Genomic DNA, 16,002 nt, shown 5'->3' on the forward strand with positions numbered 1-16,002 from the left:
GGCTCGGGTCGCTTGATTCGCGCCGAGCCCGGACAGTGACGCCGTGCCGTCCGGATGGCCGCCGTACCCACTACGACGCCGAGCACAACGGTCGGTCGGCGACAGCAGAATGATCCGCCGCCAGGTGTGCTGAATCCGCTCGGAAGCGCTGGCCACCGGAACTGTCGTAAGCCGGAGTCCATTCCCGCCCGGGCGACGACCGCCCGACCGGCTCGGACCCCACGAGCACCCCTGCGACTCAGTCCGCCGCACGGGCCTCAACGTAGTACTCGGCCGAGATCGCCTTCAGCACCTGTCGGACACCCAGCGGCGCCCAGCTCGCCGACCGGTCGTGCCGAACCACCGGGTCGGTCAGCTCGACGACGCGTCCGCGGGTCTCCAGCGCGAATCCGCCCGCGGCGCAAATGTTCTTGACCCAGTCGACGTTTCGCCCGTACGTGAGCGCGATGCGGTAGGCGCCGTCCTGGTCGAAGACCATCACCGGCGTCCGGTAGGACCGCCCGGACTTCCGGCCTTTGTGCAGCACGATGCCGAAACCGGGCGCCCGGCCCGCGACCAGGCCCGTGGTCGGATTGGTGACATGCCGGTTGAAATTCGCCAGTGCGTGCGGAAGCACCATGGGCGGCGATCCTCTCTCAGGGTGGCGTGCGGTGTTCACGTTACTCTCGATCAATGTCCGCTCCCCCGCATCGTGACGCGCCGTACGCCGGGGACCCCCGCAGCGAACCGATCGCGGTCTACGACCCGGCGGGCAACCCGATCGGCGCCGCCGAGCGCGCTACCGTCTACCGCGACGGATTGTGGCATGCCAGTGCCGGCGTGCTGCTGCGTTCACGCGACGGCGCGCGGGTCTACGTGCACCGTCGCACCGACGCCAAACTGGTGTTCGCCGGTATGCACGACTGCCTGGCGGGCGGGGTGGTCGCGCCGGGCGAATCACCGCGCGACACCGCCCTGCGCGAACTGGCCGAGGAATTGGGCGTCACGCCCGATCCCGCGGAACTCGCCCCGGTGGCAACCGTTACTTGGGACGGCGAGTGGGACGACCGGCCGATGCGCTGCCATCTGTTCGCGTACGAACTGCGCTACGACGGACCTGTCCGGCACCAACCCGACGAGATCGCCGAGGGATGGTGGTGGACCGACGCCCAGTTGCGTGCGCGTCTGGCCGACCCGGATTGGCCGTTCGTCCCCGACACCCGCCTGCTGATCCCGGACCTGCTCTCCGCAGGCCAGCCGGAGGACGCGGCGGGGTCTACACCGTGATCAACTGGACGAGGCGACCGAGCCCGCCCACGCGGCGAACGCGCCGGGGTTGCGGGTCTGCAGCAGCACCCGGCCGGGACCGGTGAAGTCGAACACGAATCCCTCGCCGGACTTCAGCGACTGGATCGAACGACCCGAAACCGCCCGTCGGATGGTGAAATTCATCGCCAAGTCGTAGGCGACCACATGACCGGTGTCGATCGTGATCGGCTCGCCCGGCTGTAGATCGATGACATCGATCGCGCCGAACACCCCGACGACCACCTCTCCCTCACCGTGCGCCCGCAGACCGAAGCCGCCCTCGCCGCCGAAGAGGTTCGCGAAACCACCCCATTTGCCCTCCACCTGCACACCGGAGGAATTGGCGATCCAGCCTCCGCGGCTGATGAAGAACGGCCGGTCCTGGGTGATCTGCAGGTTCAGCATGTCGCCGGGCAGCGCGGGCGCCACGTCTACCCAGCCGCCCTGCGGCGGCGCGGTGAACGTGGAGACGAAGAACGATTCGCCGGCCAGCACCGACCGCTTCAACCCGGCCAGGATGCCGCCTTCGGCCTTGGCCTGCAACGTGACTCCCGCCGAATGGGCGACCATCGCGCCGCTCTCGACGCGCATCGGCTCGCCCCCGGCGAGAAAGCACCGCGCGACGGTCGAGGCAGGGCTGTGGCGCAGTTGTACCTTCATGCCCGCCGACCCTACCCCCGATTCCGGATCGTAAGGGTGGGCGGATCCACGCCGCACCGCGACGCCATCTCGGCCGAATCGGCTCGCGAATACGGGCCGGTGATCCTCAGAGCAGGTCGCGCAGCGCGGCCTCGTCGCGCGCGACCACAGCGGCGCCGTCGGCGGTGAACACGATCGGGCGCTGGATCAGGATCGGATGTTCGACGAGCGCCTCGATCCACCGGTCCCGGTCGGTGGCGGTGCGCCCCCAGCTCGCCATGCCCAGGTCCTTGGCGATCTGTTCCCCGGTGCGGGTGATGTCCCATGGTTCGGCGCCCAGCCGTCGCAACACGTCGCCGAGTTCGTCGGCTGTCGGCGGCTGGTCCAGATACTTCCGCACGGTGTAGTCGACACCGGCCTCGTCCAGGAACGCCGTGGCGTTGCGGCTCTTGGTGCACCGCGGGTTGTGCCAGATCTCGGTCTGCCCGGAAGTCATACACGCAGGGTACCGAGGGGCGCGGGCCGCACGCCGAGCACTCCGCGGTCCAGGAACCGGGACCATCCCCGTGCGGACGAGACAGTGGTGCGCCGCCGCCACTGTGCCGCCGGTCTCGGGCGAGACTGCGCATCGCGCTGGAAGATCCGATACTGGGAGGATGAGCGAGGCATCTGTTTCCGATTCATCGTCGTCCGAAAACCCTTACGGCACACCGACCACGTCCGGTCCCGAACCCATCCGGTCGTACCAGAACGTGGTCAATCGGATCGTGCGGACACTGTTACGCGTGCCGGGCATCTCGCGCGTCGTCGGTAAACGGCTGATGATCTTGCACGTCGTCGGGCGCAAGTCGGGCGCGGTCTACGACGTGCCGTTGGCCTACACCAAGCACGGCGAGACTCTGCTGATCGGAACCGCCCTGCGGCCCTGGGTGAAGAATCTGCGCGCGGGCGACCCCGTGCGGGCATCGTTCGGCGGCAAGCCCCGCACCTTCGATCCGGTGGTGCACACCACCGAGGCCGACGTGCTGCGGCTGTATGAGATCGTCGCGCGGGACAATCCGCAGAACGCGAAGTTCAACGGCATCGGCTTCGCCGCCGACGGCTCCCCCTCGAAGGCCGACATTTATCAGACCTGGCAGCGGGGCGGCGTCGTGGTCGAGCTGACGCCGCGCTGAGCACTACCGCCTCCTCGACGACCGCCAGGCCATCGTGCTGTTCGTCCGCCCGTCGTGGTCAGCGGCGGCACGATCTGTAAACGGTTGCCCGCGTTCGACCGCCGCAGCCTGAGCGCATTCGCCGCCGCGTGACCACGGCAATCGGTTCGGCGATCACCCGGCGCCGCGTATGGAGCAGCGGGCCGGTGCCCGGATAGTGCACAGCCCATCCAGAAGTCGAGAGGCCGCATCCGCAGGGTCCGAGCCGGGTGCGCCGACCGATGTGTGCCTGTGCCGCACGGTGGGTAATCGGGCCGTACGCCCACGCCGCGCGAGGTGAAATGGAATGATTCGCGCTGCATCGTCCGGTGCGCAACCCGAATGAAGGAGATTCCCAGCGGTGAGCAAAGTGCAGGCGCGACAACTCGTCAACGGTCGGCGCGCGGGGCGCCGTCGCTTACCCTGGCGCTCGCTGCGGGTTATCGGCATCGTGGCCGTTGGCGCGACGGTGGCGGTGTTCACCGCTGGCGGCGTCTCGGCGAATCCGGGACCGGCACGGGAGCAGGCGCCGGCGACCTGCGCCGCTCCGGTCGCTGGTCAGCCGAACGGCAAGCAGTGGCCCGCCGAGCCAGGTCTCACCATCGACCCCAACGCCGGGTACACGGCGACGCTGGCCACCACCTGCGGCACCATGACCATCGCGCTGGACGCGGCGCGCGCGCCGCGCACGGTCAATTCGTTCGTGTTCCTTGCCGGTGAGCAGTACTTCGACCACACGAAATGTCACCGGATCACCACCGAAGGCATCTACGTCCTGCAGTGCGGTGACCCGACGGCGACCGGTACGGGCGGCCCCGGCTATCGCTTCCCCGACGAGAACTTGGCGGGCGCCACGTACCCGGCGGGCACTGTGGCGATGGCGAACGCGGGCCCTGGCACCAACGGCAGCCAGTTCTTCCTGGTCTACCGCGACAGCCAGCTGCCGCCCGACTACACCCCGTTCGGTCGGGTCACCGCGGGCATGGACGTGCTCACGTCCATCGCCGCCGCGGGCGTCAAGGACCGTTCGGGCGACGGCGCACCCGCCGTCGACGTCGTGCTCGATTCCGTTGTGACCGTACGCAACTGAGTGACCGCGCGGTGGCGGCGCGGTGCCGCCACCGCGTGTCCGGTGGGGATCAGCCCTCGCGCTCCTCGAAGTACACGACCTCCCAGAGATGGCCGTCCGGGTCTGCGAAATAGCCCGCGTAGATGCCCCACGGCCGCTGCCGCGCCGAATGCACGATGCTCCCGCCCGCCGTGCGCGCGAGCTCCAGAGCCTGGTCCACCTCCGCGCGGCTGCCGACGAACCACCCGAGGCTGATCGGCGAACCGTTGACCCGATCGAGCGGGACGCCCGCGTCCTTGGCCAGGTCCTCGCGCCCGTACAGGGCGAGGATGAGCCCGTTGTCCAGCGTGAACATGGCGACCGAACCGCCGGGATTCTGATCATCGCCGACGAATTCGGTCCCGACGATTCCCGGCGACGACAAGCCGAGCTCCCGATAGAACCGCAAGGCGCGCTCCACGTCGCGCACACCGAGGGTGATCACATCGAGTCGCGCCTGCACGGCGGCACCTCCGAACTCTCGACCGACTATCTGCCGAGTCGAGTCAACTCTCTTGTCGGCCGGAGGTCTTGAACGAATCGGACATCGGAACCGGACGAGTCTCCTGCGGAAGGTTTCGCTCGGCAGACACTTTGCGGCGCCGGAGCACCAGCGTGAGAACCGGCTCGACGATTCGGCTGGCGATCGGGCCGAGGACCGCCATCAGCAGCACGTAGGTGGTGGCCAAGGCGGCGAACTCGCCGGGAACGGCGCCCGAGGAGACGGCGAGACCTGCGATGACGATCGAGAACTCGCCATGGGCGACCAGAGCGGTGCCCGCGCGCGCCCGACCGTAGCGGCCCGCACCGGCGCGCTTGGCCGCCCACCATCCGGTGGCGACTTTGCTCGCCGCCGTGACCAACGCCAGTAGGCAGGCCCAGCCCAGCACCGGCGGGATGGTCGCCGGATCGGTGCTCAAGCCGAACAGCACGAAGAACAGCGCCGCGAATAGATCACGCAGCGGTTCCAGAACCTTGGTGGCGTTGTGCGCGGTCGAGTCCGAGATAGCGATGCCGAGCAGGAACGCGCCGACCGCCGCGGACACCTGCACCGCGGACGCCGCTCCGGCCACCAGCAGCGCGGAGCCCAGCAGCTTCAACAGGAAGATCTCACGAACCTCGCTGTCGACGATCGCGGAGACGTAGCGGCCGTAGCGCAGCGCGACGATCAACACCACCGTGACGGCGATCAGGGCGATGCTCAACGTCTTCAACCCGGCGAGGAAACCGACACCGGCCAGCACAGCCGTGAGCACCGGCAGGTACCCGGCCATCACCAGGTCCTCGAACACCAGGATGGACAGCACCACGGGTGTCTCACGGTTGCCGAGCCTGCCCAGATCGTCGAGTACTTTCGCGACGATGCCCGAGGAGGAGATATACGTGACGCCCGCCATCGCGATCGCGCCGGTGAAACCCCATCCGAGCGCGAGGGCGACCAGTACGCCCGGGGTGGCGTTGAGCACGATGTCCATGACGCCCGCGGCCCAGGATCGGCGCATGCCCGTGACCAGTTCCGCCGCGGTGTATTCCAAGCCGAGCAGCAGAAGCAACAGGACGACGCCGATTTCGCTGGCGAGGTGGATGAAGTCGTCGACCTGCCGCAGCTCGACCAAGCCGCCGGTGCCGAACACCAGCCCGCCGATCAGGTACAGCGGGATCGGGGACATGCCGATGCGCGCGGCGATCCGGCCGAGCAGGCCGAGGCCGAAGAACACTGCGCCCAGCTGGATCAGCGCGAGTGCGGTCTCGTGGGCCACCATCGCCGCTCAGCCGTCGGACAGGACGGCGGCGGCGGCCTCCAGGCCCTCCACGGTGCCGACGACGACGAGCACGTCACCGGCGGTGAAGGTGAAGTCCGGACCCGGCGACGGGATCGGCTGCCCGCCGCGCACCACCGCGACGATGGATGCTTTTGTCCGGGTGCGCATCTGGGTCTCGCCCAGCCTGCGCCCGTCGTAGCGGGAGCGATCCGGAATGGACATCTGGCGTGTGGTCAGGCCGGTGAACTGGCGGTGCTCTTCGCGCAGCTGCTCGACCAGCTGCGGCGCACCGAGCAGATTGGCCAGCACGGCGGCCTCCTTCGCGGTCAGCGGGATCTGCACGGTTTCGTCGGCGTTGTCGTCCTTGCTCACGATCAGGTCCATCGTGCCGTCACGATGATCGATCACCCCTATCCGGCGCCGCGTGTTGGCCAGCGGAAACTCCTTGCGCACACCGATACCCGGCAGGGGTGTCACCTCAACGTTCACCACTCCACCCTATCGACCCGGGCATCCGCCGAGTCGGCAGGTGACCGAATTGTCCGTATCAATCCACCTTCCGCCCGACACTCCAACCCGCTTGAGGGCTCGTGGTTTACCACGCGTGGTAAGAGAAATGGCGTGTCTCGTACATCAGCTCGTCGCCTAGCCGTCACTTCCGGCTGCCGATCCGGCCGCGGCGCGCGAGTCCTGTGACGGTCGCCCGTGTGGTGAGCCGGTTGCGACGACCGGGTGCGGTCGTCGTCGCGGCGGCACCGCCGCCGGGCGCGAACGACGATGGCTACCGGCACGATCTGGACGGGCTGCGCGGGGTGGCGATCGCGCTGGTGGTCGCGTTCCACATCTGGTTCGGACGGGTCTCGGGCGGGGTGGACGTCTTCCTGGTCCTGTCCGGGTTCTTCTTCACCGGCTCGCTGCTGCGCGGCGCGGAATCCACGGGCACGGTCCCGGTGCTGCGCACCACGCGCAGGCTTGCTCGTAGATTGCTACCGGCCCTGGTGACCGTGCTCGCCGCGGTCGTCGCCGCGACCGTTGCGCTGCGTCCGTTCACCCAGTGGGGCGAGATCGCCGCGCAGACGCTGGCGTCGCTGCTGTACTGCCAGAACTGGTATCTGGCGCTGTCCTGGTCGGACTACCTGGCCGCTGATCCGTCCGTGAGCCCGCTGCAACATCTGTGGTCGATGGCGGTGCAGGCGCAGTTCTACCTGGCCGCTTTGCTCGGTGTGGCGCTCACGGCGCGGCTGTGCAGGCGGCTCGTGGGGTCCGCCGCGCTGCGGCCGGTTCTGGCGCTCGTCCTCGCGGCGGTCACGGTGGCCTCCTTCGTCTACGCGGCGCACGGCACTGCCGTGTACCAGGGCTGGAACTACTACGACAGCTTCGCGCGCGCCTGGGAGCTGCTGGCCGGTGCTCTGGCGGCGGTCGTGGCGCGCTGGCTGTCGCCCCCGCGGCCGGTGCGCGTCGCCGCGGCCGTGCTCGGCGTGATCGCGGTGCTGACCTGCGGCTGGCTGATCGACGGCGCCGACCGTTTTCCCGGTCCGGCGGCGCTGGTTCCGGTGGGCGCCGCGCTGGCGTTGATCGTGGCGGGCAACAATCTGCCCGCCGGTTCGCGCCCCCTGCCCAACCGTCTGCTCGGCGCGGCGGGCGCCGTGCGGCTGGGCGCGCTGGCCTACGCGCTGTACCTGTGGCACTGGCCGATCCTGGTCTTCGTTCTCGCGCGGACCGGAACCGCCACCGTTGGTCTCGTCGGCGGACTCGGCGTCATCGCGGCGTCGCTGGTGCTGGCCTACCTGACGAACAGGTTCGTCGAAGAGCCGCTGCGGATACGATCGGCCGACCGGGCACCCGCTCGCACCGGCCGAACCGGCCGGATGGTCGTCGCGCTCGGCCTCGCCGTGCTCACGATATCGGTGGGCGAACACGTGGTGACCCGGATGAATCCGCCGGAGGCGGTGGCCCTGCTGGATCCGGCGCACTATCCGGGAGCCGAAGCGCTGGTCAATGGGGCGAGCACGCCGCAGGTGCGGATGCGTCCGACCGTATACGAAGCCCCCGCGGACCTCGCCTATCCGGCGCGCGACGGCTGCATCGCCGACTGGGACACCCGCGACGTCATCACCTGCACCTATGGCGACGCAGACGCGCACCGCACGGTGGCGGTGGTGGGCAGTTCACACGCCGAACACTGGGTGCCCGCCCTGGACGTGCTGGCCCGCAAGCACGGCTTCCGCGTCGAGGTCTACCTGAAGATGGGCTGCCCGCTGACCGTGGCGGCGGAACCGAGGTACAAGGGCGAGGCCATCCCGGACTGCCGCGACTGGTCCGTCGAGGTGATCGACCGCTTAGCGGTGGACCGGCCGGAGTGGGTGTTCACCACAGCGACCCGCCCACGCGACGGTGTCGGCGACGAAACCCCGGCGGATTATCTGGACGTGTGGTCGCAATTGGCCGAGCGCGGGCTCAACGTGCTGGCCATTCGCGACACTCCGTGGCTGCGCCGCGACGGCGTGCGGTATCGGGCGATCGATTGCCTCGCGCAGCAGGGCGACCGGATCAGCTGCGGCATGCCGCGCACGGCCGCACTGGACGAGGTCAATCCGGCCCTGCAGTTCGCCGCCTCGTTCCCCAACGTATTCCCGCTGGACCTTTCCGACGCGGTCTGCGAACGCGAGGTGTGCGCGGTCGCCGAAGGCAACATCTTGATCTATCACGACGAGCACCACCTCACGGCCAGCTACTCGCGATCGCTCGCCCCGGAGCTGGGCAGGCAGTTGTCGCCGATCCTCGGCTGGTGGTGACGCGGCGGGTCAGTTCAGCCGCAGCATGTCCGGCCATGCCTGCGACCACGGCGTGCGCGGTCGCGCGCACCGCCAGAGGGTGACACCGCGCGTGACGCCCGGGAAGCCGAGCCGGGCGTCGACGCGTCCGATCGAGCTCACCTCGGCACAGTGCGCTCGGACATCCTCCTCGGCGCCGCCCACCCACAGGACCGTGGTCGCGTCGTCCGGCGGCGTGCCGAAGTAGCCGAAACCGCGGTTGGGGCTGTAGACGGCGGGCAGGCCGTAGGCCGTCCGGTAGACATCCAGCGCACTCGCTTGCCAATACGAATCGGCGACCACCACGGCCGACGCCCGCTCCGGTTCCGGCAGTGCGCGGTAGGCGGCCGCAGTCTCCGCCGCGAGTTCCGACCAGCCGAAACGCCCGTAGACCGCGATCTCCAAACCCGCCTGGGTCTGGGTGTCCACGGACTCGATCTTCGATTCCGGGCGCAAGGGCAGCGAGAACACGACCAGCGCGGTGGACAACGCGACGGCGGCGGCGGTGGCGATCCCGCGCGTACGCCCCCGGTTCTGCGTCCAGCGCACCGCGCCCACGGCGATCAGCGCGCCGTAGCAGCCCGCGGCGTAGTACGGGCGTCCGTCGGTCGCGACGAAGATCGCGATCAACACCAGCGGCAGCAGCCCGAGAAACCGGTAGGGCCGCCAGGATTCGGCTCGAAACAGCGTCCACACCGCGTAGATCAGCAACAGGCCGCCGAGCAATCCCGCCGACGCCAGCGCCAGCGGCAGCCAGACGTAACGGCCGCCGATCGTGGCCTGCTCCGCGGCGACCACTCCCCCGAGACGCAGCTGCGGCCATCCGTGCGCTGCCTGCCAGATCAGGCTGGGCGCCGTGGCAAACGCGACGATCCCCGCGCCCCACCACAGGGATGGGCGGCGCAGCAACTCACGAGGTCCGTAGCACGCCACACCGATCGCGATCGCGATCCAGAAGAACGGAATCAGCCACTTGACCTGCATATCCACCGCGGTGACCAGCGCCGCCGCCAGCAGCAAGCCGTCGCGGCGGGTGCGGACCCAGCGGATCACCAGCCAGCTGACCACCACCCACAACGCGGTGTCGATCGTGTTGGTGGCCAGCTGGTCGCCCTGCACCAGCAGAAACGGCGACGTGGCGTACGCCGCGGCGGCCAGCACCTGCGCGGCGCGGGTGCCGCCGAACTCCCGGGCGATCTGCGCCGTCACCACCACCGCGGCCACGGTGACCAGCACGGCCGGGATTCGCAGTGCCACCAGGGAACCCGGGGCGAGCAGATCCATCATCCGGGCGATCGCGGGCACCAGGGGCCCCTGGTCGGCGTAGCTGACCACCAGCCTGCGTCCCGCGGCGACGAAATACAGTTCGTCGCCGAAGAATCCGTACCGCCCGATCGAGACCAGCAGCGCCAGCGCGGCAAGCGCGGCCACCGCGCCGACACCGCCGAGCGCGAAGGGCGGCAGGGGCTTCCCGGAATCCGTCCGGCTGCGTTCGGTATCCAGTACCTCAGTCATCATCGGCCGCCTTCCGCGTCGCCATGTCGAACAACGTGCACAGATGCGCGGAATACGCGTCTATCGGGAAGTCCGGTTCCCGCACCGCGCGTCCGGCAGCGCCATCGATGGCGTCGCGAATCGACTTGGCCATCAACAGCGGATCGAACTGCCCGAACTCGCCGCCGCGCTGTCCCTCGGTGAGGATGTCGACAAGCGGGACGATGATGTCGCGTTCCCCGTCGGCGGACGCGAACCTCGGATGGCCGTCGGCGTCACGCAGATTCGTCACGACCTCGACGAGCGCGGCCACGTACGTGGTGTTCGCGGCGATGAAGCCGAGATTCGATTCGAGGTAGGCCAGCAGCTGGGCACGCGCGCCGACGGCCGCGCCCACCCGCGGCGCGATGTACTCCGCCGCCGAGACGTACAGCTGGATCACCAGCTGCGTCATCAGATCGTCTTTCCCCGCGAAGTGATAGGAGATGACGCCCTTGGAAATTCCGGCGTGCTCGGCGATTCGCGCCAGCGACGCGTTGCCGTACCCGACCTCGGAAATCACCTCCACCGCCGCGGCGATGATCTGCCGCCGCCGCGCCTCCTCGATGAACGACCTCCGTTGGCCGCCCGACTCATTTTCTGGCCGCATGGTCAGATTTTAGCACGGGCGGCCAATACGCGGCCTAACGCGCGGCGGCTCGCGCGGCATCGAATGGCGCGCGATCGAAGATGATCCGGATATGCGTGATCCGGCCATCGACGACGGTGTGGCATTCGGCGGCAGGCGCGCTCGGGACCGGAACGGTTGCGGTGTCATACATCAGCAGCGCGGTGCGGTCGTCGCCGAACGACGCCAGCAATGTCGCGTCGATCAGGAGATCCCTGCGGAACGGTTCGAGGAAGCCGCGGAATGCCGCAACCCCCGCCAACCGCCCCGAGGGCGCATCGCAGACGATGTCGTCGGCGAGATACGTCATCGCCCTGTCGAAGTCGAGTCCGGTCCAGGCGTGGTAGAAGGCCAGCGAGGTCCGCAAGGCAGCGCTGTCGGTGGGGTGGGACATGGTGTTTCCTTTCCGTGGACGCATCGGTTCGAGGCCGTGCAATTCGTACTGACACCACAGGCGAGCGGGACGGAACGCGCCGCGTGGAAGAAATCTCGGCATGACACGATGACCGGTGTGCAACGGACCCCGCTGGACCAAGCGCGCGCTGGCGACGAGCAGGCTTTTCGCGCTCTCGTCGATCCGTACCGGCGCGAGCTCGAGCTGCACTGTTATCGCTTGCTCGGCTCGCTCACCGATGCCGAGGACATGGTGCAGGAGACCCTCTTGGCGGCCTGGCGGGGCCTGGCGGGGTTCGAGGAGCGCTCCTCGGTGCGCACTTGGCTGTACCGCATCGCGACCAACCGCTGCCTCAACGCGCAGCGGGATGCCCGTCGGCGGCGACCACCCGAGCCGACGCCGCCGTTTCGGCCGCCAGAGCCCACTCGACGGGGTGAATTCCGCTGGTTGCAGCCCTATCCGGACAGCAGGCTCGACGTCGCCGATCCGGAGCCCGGTCCCGAAGCCAGGTACCAGGCCGCCGAAGCGGTCGAGCTGGCTTTCGTCGCGGGGCTGCAGCGGCTACCGCCGCGCCAAGCCGCCACCCTGGTGCTGCGCGACGTACTCGGTTTCCGCCTTGCCGAGGTGGCCGAACTCCTCGACAGCACACCGACCGTGGTCAAGGGCAGCCTGCAACGCGCACGCGCGACACTCGACCGGCACCGTGGTCGGCTCGACCGGCGGCCGCCCGCACCCGCCGAACTCGACCTCGCCCGGCGTTTCGCGGAGGCCTACCTCGCGGGCGACGTCCACGGCGTGGTCGATCTGCTCACCGACGATGCTTGGCTGTCCATGCCGCCCGCACCGCATGAGTACCGCGGTCGGGACGCGATCGCCGCGTTCTTGGGCGCATCCATCGCCTACCGCGGCGAGCGGCGGGTCCACCTGGTCGGTGTCCGGGCCAACACCCAGCCCGCGTTCGGCGCCTACCTCGACGACCCGGCGCACCCGGTGGCGACTCCGGCCGGGCTGATCGTGCTGACTCTCGCAGGCGATCGGATCAGCGCGATCACTCGTTTCCATCTCGACGATCTCTACCCTCGGTTCGGGCTTCCCGGTCATCTGCCGACCTCGCCGCGGGCCTGAGGCCGACTTACTCACGAATGCGCGAGAGCCGCGCCTCCAATGGAGACGCGGCCCTCGGTGATTCCGGCGAACCTTACAGGTACTGACCGGTGTTCGACTCGGTGTCGATGGCGCGGCTGGCGCTGGCGTTCTTGCCCGTGACCAGCGTGCGGATGTACACGATCCGCTCGCCCTTCTTGCCCGAGATGCGTGCCCAGTCATCCGGATTCGTGGTGTTGGGCAGGTCCTCGTTCTCGGAGAACTCGTCCACGATCGAATCGTAGAGATGCTGGATGCGCAGACCGGGGTTGCCGGTGTCGAGCACCGCCTTGATGGCGTACTTCTTGGAGCGGTCCACGATGTTCTGGATCATGGCGCCGGAGTTGAAGTCCTTGAAGTACAGGACCTCCTTGTCACCGTTGGCGTAGGTGACCTCCAGGAAGCGGTTGTCCTCGCTCTCGGCGTACATCCGGTCGACGACCCGCTCGATCATCGCGCGGATGCACAGCGCCTTGTCGCCGCCGAATTCGGCCAGATCGTCCTCGTGCAGCGGCAGGTCCTCGGTGAGGTACTTCGAGAAGATGTCCTGCGCCGATTCCGCGTCCGGACGCTCGATCTTGATCTTCACGTCCAGGCGGCCCGGGCGCAGGATGGCCGGATCGATCATGTCCTCGCGGTTGGAGGCGCCGATCACGATGACGTTCTCCAAGCCCTCGACACCGTCGATCTCCGACAGCAGCTGCGGCACCACCGTGGTCTCCACGTCCGAGGAGACGCCGGAACCGCGGGTGCGGAAGATCGAGTCCATCTCGTCGAAGAACACGATCACCGGAGTTCCCTCGGACGCCTTCTCGCGAGCCCGCTGGAAGATGATACGGATGTGCCGCTCGGTCTCGCCGACGAACTTGTTCAGCAGCTCGGGGCCCTTGATGTTGAGGAAGTACGACTTGGCTTCCTTGGCATCCTCACCGCGCGCCTCGGCGATCTTCTTGGCCAGCGAGTTCGCCACCGCCTTGGCGATGAGCGTCTTACCGCAGCCGGGCGGGCCGTAGAGCAGCACGCCCTTCGGCGGACGCAGCGCGTACTCACGGAAGAGGTCCTTGTGCAGGAACGGCAGCTCCACCGCGTCGCGGATCTGCTCGATCTGCCTGCCCAGACCGCCGATGTCGCTGTAGTCGACGTCCGGGACCTCTTCCAGCACGAGATCCTCGACCTCGGCCTTGGGGATGCGCTCGAAGGCGAATCCGGCCTTGGTGTCGACCAGGAGCGAGTCGCCCGGGCGCAGCTTCCGGATCGGGGAGTCGGGATCGTCCAGGTCGTCGAGTTCGGCGATGTTGGCCAGCGGACCGGCCAGCCACACCACGCGCTCCTCGTCGGCATGCCCGACGACCAGGGCGCGACGTCCGTCGTCGAGGATCTCCCGCAGGGTTCCGATCTCGCCGACCGCGTCGTAGTGCCCGGCCTCGACGACGGTGAGCGCCTCGTTCAGGCGGACGGTCTGGCCGTACTCGAGCGTCGAGGTCTCGATATTCGGCGAACACGTCAACCGCATCTTGCGACCCGAAGTGAACACGTCGACCGTCTGATCGTCGTACACACCGATCAGAATCCCGTATCCGCTCGGTGGCTGACCCAGCCGATCGACCTCCTCACGCAGCGCGACCAACTGCTGGCGCGCTTCCTTGAGTGTGTCCATCAGCTTCGTGTTGCGAATGGTCAGCGAATCGATGCGGGCTTCCAATTCCCGTGTGCGATCCGGCGAGTCGGCGAGTTGCCTTCGGAGTGCAGCCGCCTCGGCGCGTACTGCCTCGAGTTCTCTCCAGGCCGCCGAATCCGAATTCTCGATGGGGCTCATGTGCTGCTCCTCCCAGTCCCGGTCTATCAACGCTACCGGGCGCGACCCGTTCTCGCTTTCCGACATGGTTTCTTCGTGATCACATCTGGGCCGCGATCGGCCGCAGGACCACCATGTTAGCCTGCCCTAACAAGATCTCGGCGAGCCTGCTCGCCACCGAGCCGAAAGGTTGCTGACCATGCTCCTTCCCGCCAGAACTCTGCGCGTTTCCGTTGCCACCGCCGCGGCTGCGCTGGCCATTTCCTGCGGCCTGGCGGCGTGCGGCTCCGACGACGACTCCGCCGCCACGGCCACCTCGGCGGCGTCGGCCACCGCGACGTCGAGTACCCACGGCCACGGCGACCATGCGGCCGGAGCGCCGACCGCCGAGACGCTGCAGGCCGTGCTGGTCAAGCTCGCCGACCCGGCCGTGCCAACGGCCGAGAAGACGAAGCTGATCGTCAACGGCGAGCAGCGCACGGCGAACATCGACAAGATGAACGCGGGCCTGCAGGGCTACGCGCTCACCTTCACGGTCGCCGACATCACCACCCAGGGCACTACCGCGAATGCGCAGGTGACCATCGCCTCCCCGCACGGCTCCGCGCCCGCTGTGCCGCTGACCTGGGAAAACGTCGACGGAACCTGGAAGCTGTCGGACGCGAGCGGCTGCCTGCTGCTCGGCTTCGCGCAGGCGCCCTGCGTTCCCGCCTGAGCCGGGCGCACCCGGCGGCCGGGCGACCGGCGCCCGCCCGGCCGCGCTCATCCCTTCGAGGGCCTGCGCTGCGGCTTGGGGGTGACGGTGCCCTCGGCCAGCCTGCGGGCGCTGACGAGGAAGGCGGTGTGGCCTTGCATGCGATGCTCCGGACGCACGGCGAGGCCGACCACATGCCAGGGCCGCACCAGTGACTCCCAGGAGCGGGGCTCGGTCCAGCACTCCTGCTCGCGCAGCGCCTCCACCACCTTCGACAGCTGGGTGACGGTGGCCACATAGACGATCAGCACGCCGCCCGGCACGAGCGCCTTGGACACCGCGGGCAGCGCGTCCCAGGGCGCGAGCATGTCCAGCACCGCCCGGTCGACCGGCTCCCCGGCGTAGTCGGCCACGTCGCCGACCGTCAGCGACCAGTTAGCCGGACGTTCGCCGAAGAACGTCTCCACATTGCGGACGGCGTGGTCGGCGTGGTCGGCGCGAATCTCGTAGGAGATCACCTCACCCTGCGGCCCCACGGCGCGCAGCAGCGAGCAGGTGAGCGCGCCCGAACCCGCACCGGCCTCGAGCACGCGCGCGCCGGGGAACATGTCGCCCTCGTGCACGATCTGCGCGGCGTCCTTCGGGTAGATCACCGCCGCGCCGCGCGGCATGGACAGCACATAGTCGATCAGCAGCGGACGCAGCGCCAGGTACGGCGTGCCGTTGGTGGAATGCACCACACTGCCCTCGTCGGCGCCGATCAGGCTGTCGTGCTTGATCCCGCCGCGATGGGTGTGGAACTCCTTGCCCGGCTCCAAGACCACCGTGTACAGGCGCCCTTTGGCATCGGTCAGCTGCACCCGGTCACCGACGCTGAATGGCCCGGTCCGTCTGGCCGTCATGAATCTCCGTTCCCCTGGTTCGAATCCGTGCTGTCGCGCACCGGCGTGTCGGTGCCGCGGGATAGCCTGCCAGGTATGTGCTCGCCCGTGTCCACGCCCCCTGCCGACGA

At 68.7% G+C, this 16,002-nt stretch carries 17 protein-coding genes; 6 read left to right on the forward strand and 11 right to left on the reverse strand.

The genetic code is table 11. The features are described 5' to 3' along the window. Window positions 1-238 precede the first annotated feature (238 nt). Entirely contained in the window at window positions 239-619 is a 381-nt protein-coding gene (locus ON34_RS14225) for a nitroreductase family deazaflavin-dependent oxidoreductase (protein ID WP_040779564.1), read from the reverse strand. Between the two features lie 53 nt (window positions 620-672). On the opposite strand from ON34_RS14225, the gene ON34_RS14230 reads away from it, so the two are divergent. Then, window positions 673-1,266, forward strand: a complete 594-nt coding sequence (locus tag ON34_RS14230) for an NUDIX hydrolase (protein WP_051022575.1) — start codon at window positions 673-675, stop codon at window positions 1,264-1,266. Here ON34_RS14230 and ON34_RS14235 read toward each other — a convergent pair whose 3' ends face one another. Both ON34_RS14235 and ON34_RS14240 read right to left on the reverse strand, forming a co-directional pair. Then, complete coding sequence (locus ON34_RS14235) at window positions 1,267-1,947, reverse strand: TIGR00266 family protein (RefSeq protein ID WP_040779566.1); 681 nt, start codon at window positions 1,945-1,947, stop codon at window positions 1,267-1,269. A gap of 106 nt (window positions 1,948-2,053) precedes the next feature. Continuing rightward, complete coding sequence (locus tag ON34_RS14240; RefSeq protein ID WP_040779568.1) at window positions 2,054-2,422, reverse strand: arsenate reductase family protein; 369 nt, start codon at window positions 2,420-2,422, stop codon at window positions 2,054-2,056. Between the two features lie 160 nt (window positions 2,423-2,582). On the opposite strand from ON34_RS14240, the gene ON34_RS14245 reads away from it, so the two are divergent. Continuing rightward, complete coding sequence (locus ON34_RS14245) at window positions 2,583-3,101, forward strand: nitroreductase/quinone reductase family protein (RefSeq protein ID WP_085997075.1); 519 nt, start codon at window positions 2,583-2,585, stop codon at window positions 3,099-3,101. 379 nt (window positions 3,102-3,480) lie between these two features. Next, window positions 3,481-4,209, forward strand: coding sequence for a peptidylprolyl isomerase (locus tag ON34_RS14250; protein WP_083889424.1), 729 nt, complete (start codon window positions 3,481-3,483; stop codon window positions 4,207-4,209). A gap of 49 nt (window positions 4,210-4,258) precedes the next feature. On the opposite strand, the gene ON34_RS14255 is transcribed toward ON34_RS14250, so the two are convergent. From ON34_RS14255 to ON34_RS14265, 3 genes are read right to left on the reverse strand one after another with little or no spacing between them, the layout of a single operon-like run. Further along, window positions 4,259-4,690 (reverse strand): VOC family protein, encoded by a 432-nt coding sequence (locus ON34_RS14255; protein WP_040779571.1) that lies wholly within the window; start codon window positions 4,688-4,690, stop codon window positions 4,259-4,261. A gap of 43 nt (window positions 4,691-4,733) precedes the next feature. Further along, window positions 4,734-5,990, reverse strand: a complete 1,257-nt coding sequence (locus ON34_RS14260; protein WP_040779573.1) for a cation:proton antiporter — start codon at window positions 5,988-5,990, stop codon at window positions 4,734-4,736. Between the two features lie 6 nt (window positions 5,991-5,996). Next, a complete protein-coding gene (locus ON34_RS14265; protein WP_040779671.1) occupies window positions 5,997-6,479 on the reverse strand; it encodes a cation:proton antiporter regulatory subunit in 483 nt (160 codons plus the stop codon). A 221-nt stretch (window positions 6,480-6,700) separates the two neighbouring features. On the opposite strand from ON34_RS14265, the gene ON34_RS14270 reads away from it, so the two are divergent. Next, window positions 6,701-8,785, forward strand: coding sequence for an acyltransferase family protein (locus ON34_RS14270; RefSeq protein WP_083889440.1), 2,085 nt, complete (start codon window positions 6,701-6,703; stop codon window positions 8,783-8,785). A gap of 9 nt (window positions 8,786-8,794) precedes the next feature. On the opposite strand, the gene ON34_RS14275 is transcribed toward ON34_RS14270, so the two are convergent. The 3 genes from ON34_RS14275 to ON34_RS14285 are packed head-to-tail and all read right to left on the reverse strand — an operon-like array spanning window position 8,795 to window position 11,358. Further along, window positions 8,795-10,318, reverse strand: a complete 1,524-nt coding sequence (locus ON34_RS14275) for a glycosyltransferase family 39 protein (protein WP_040779575.1) — start codon at window positions 10,316-10,318, stop codon at window positions 8,795-8,797. Then, window positions 10,311-10,946, reverse strand: a complete 636-nt coding sequence (locus tag ON34_RS14280; RefSeq protein WP_040779576.1) for a TetR/AcrR family transcriptional regulator — start codon at window positions 10,944-10,946, stop codon at window positions 10,311-10,313. The genes ON34_RS14275 and ON34_RS14280 overlap by 8 nt, the downstream gene beginning before the upstream one ends. 34 nt (window positions 10,947-10,980) lie before the next feature. Then, a complete protein-coding gene (locus tag ON34_RS14285) occupies window positions 10,981-11,358 on the reverse strand; it encodes a nuclear transport factor 2 family protein (protein WP_040779578.1) in 378 nt (125 codons plus the stop codon). A 117-nt stretch (window positions 11,359-11,475) separates the two neighbouring features. Here ON34_RS14285 and ON34_RS14290 point away from each other — a divergent pair, with 117 nt between their 5' ends. After that, window positions 11,476-12,483: an RNA polymerase subunit sigma-70 gene (locus tag ON34_RS14290; RefSeq protein WP_040779673.1), complete on the forward strand. Its 1,008-nt coding sequence runs from the start codon at window positions 11,476-11,478 to the stop codon at window positions 12,481-12,483. A 73-nt stretch (window positions 12,484-12,556) separates the two neighbouring features. Here the strand turns inward: ON34_RS14290 and arc are convergent, their stop codons facing one another. Next, entirely contained in the window at window positions 12,557-14,317 is a 1,761-nt protein-coding gene (gene arc / locus ON34_RS14295; RefSeq protein WP_040779675.1) for a proteasome ATPase, read from the reverse strand. A 178-nt stretch (window positions 14,318-14,495) separates the two neighbouring features. On the opposite strand from arc, the gene ON34_RS14300 reads away from it, so the two are divergent. Next, a complete protein-coding gene (locus tag ON34_RS14300; RefSeq protein ID WP_040779677.1) occupies window positions 14,496-15,011 on the forward strand; it encodes a WKL family lipoprotein in 516 nt (171 codons plus the stop codon). Between the two features lie 47 nt (window positions 15,012-15,058). Here ON34_RS14300 and ON34_RS14305 read toward each other — a convergent pair whose 3' ends face one another. Beyond that, a complete protein-coding gene (locus ON34_RS14305) occupies window positions 15,059-15,892 on the reverse strand; it encodes a tRNA (adenine-N1)-methyltransferase (RefSeq protein WP_040779587.1) in 834 nt (277 codons plus the stop codon). Window positions 15,893-16,002: the final 110 nt, after the last annotated feature.

Source organism: Nocardia pneumoniae NBRC 100136 (genome assembly GCF_000308755.1).
GTDB classification, from domain to species: Bacteria; Actinomycetota; Actinomycetes; order Mycobacteriales; family Mycobacteriaceae; genus Nocardia; species Nocardia pneumoniae.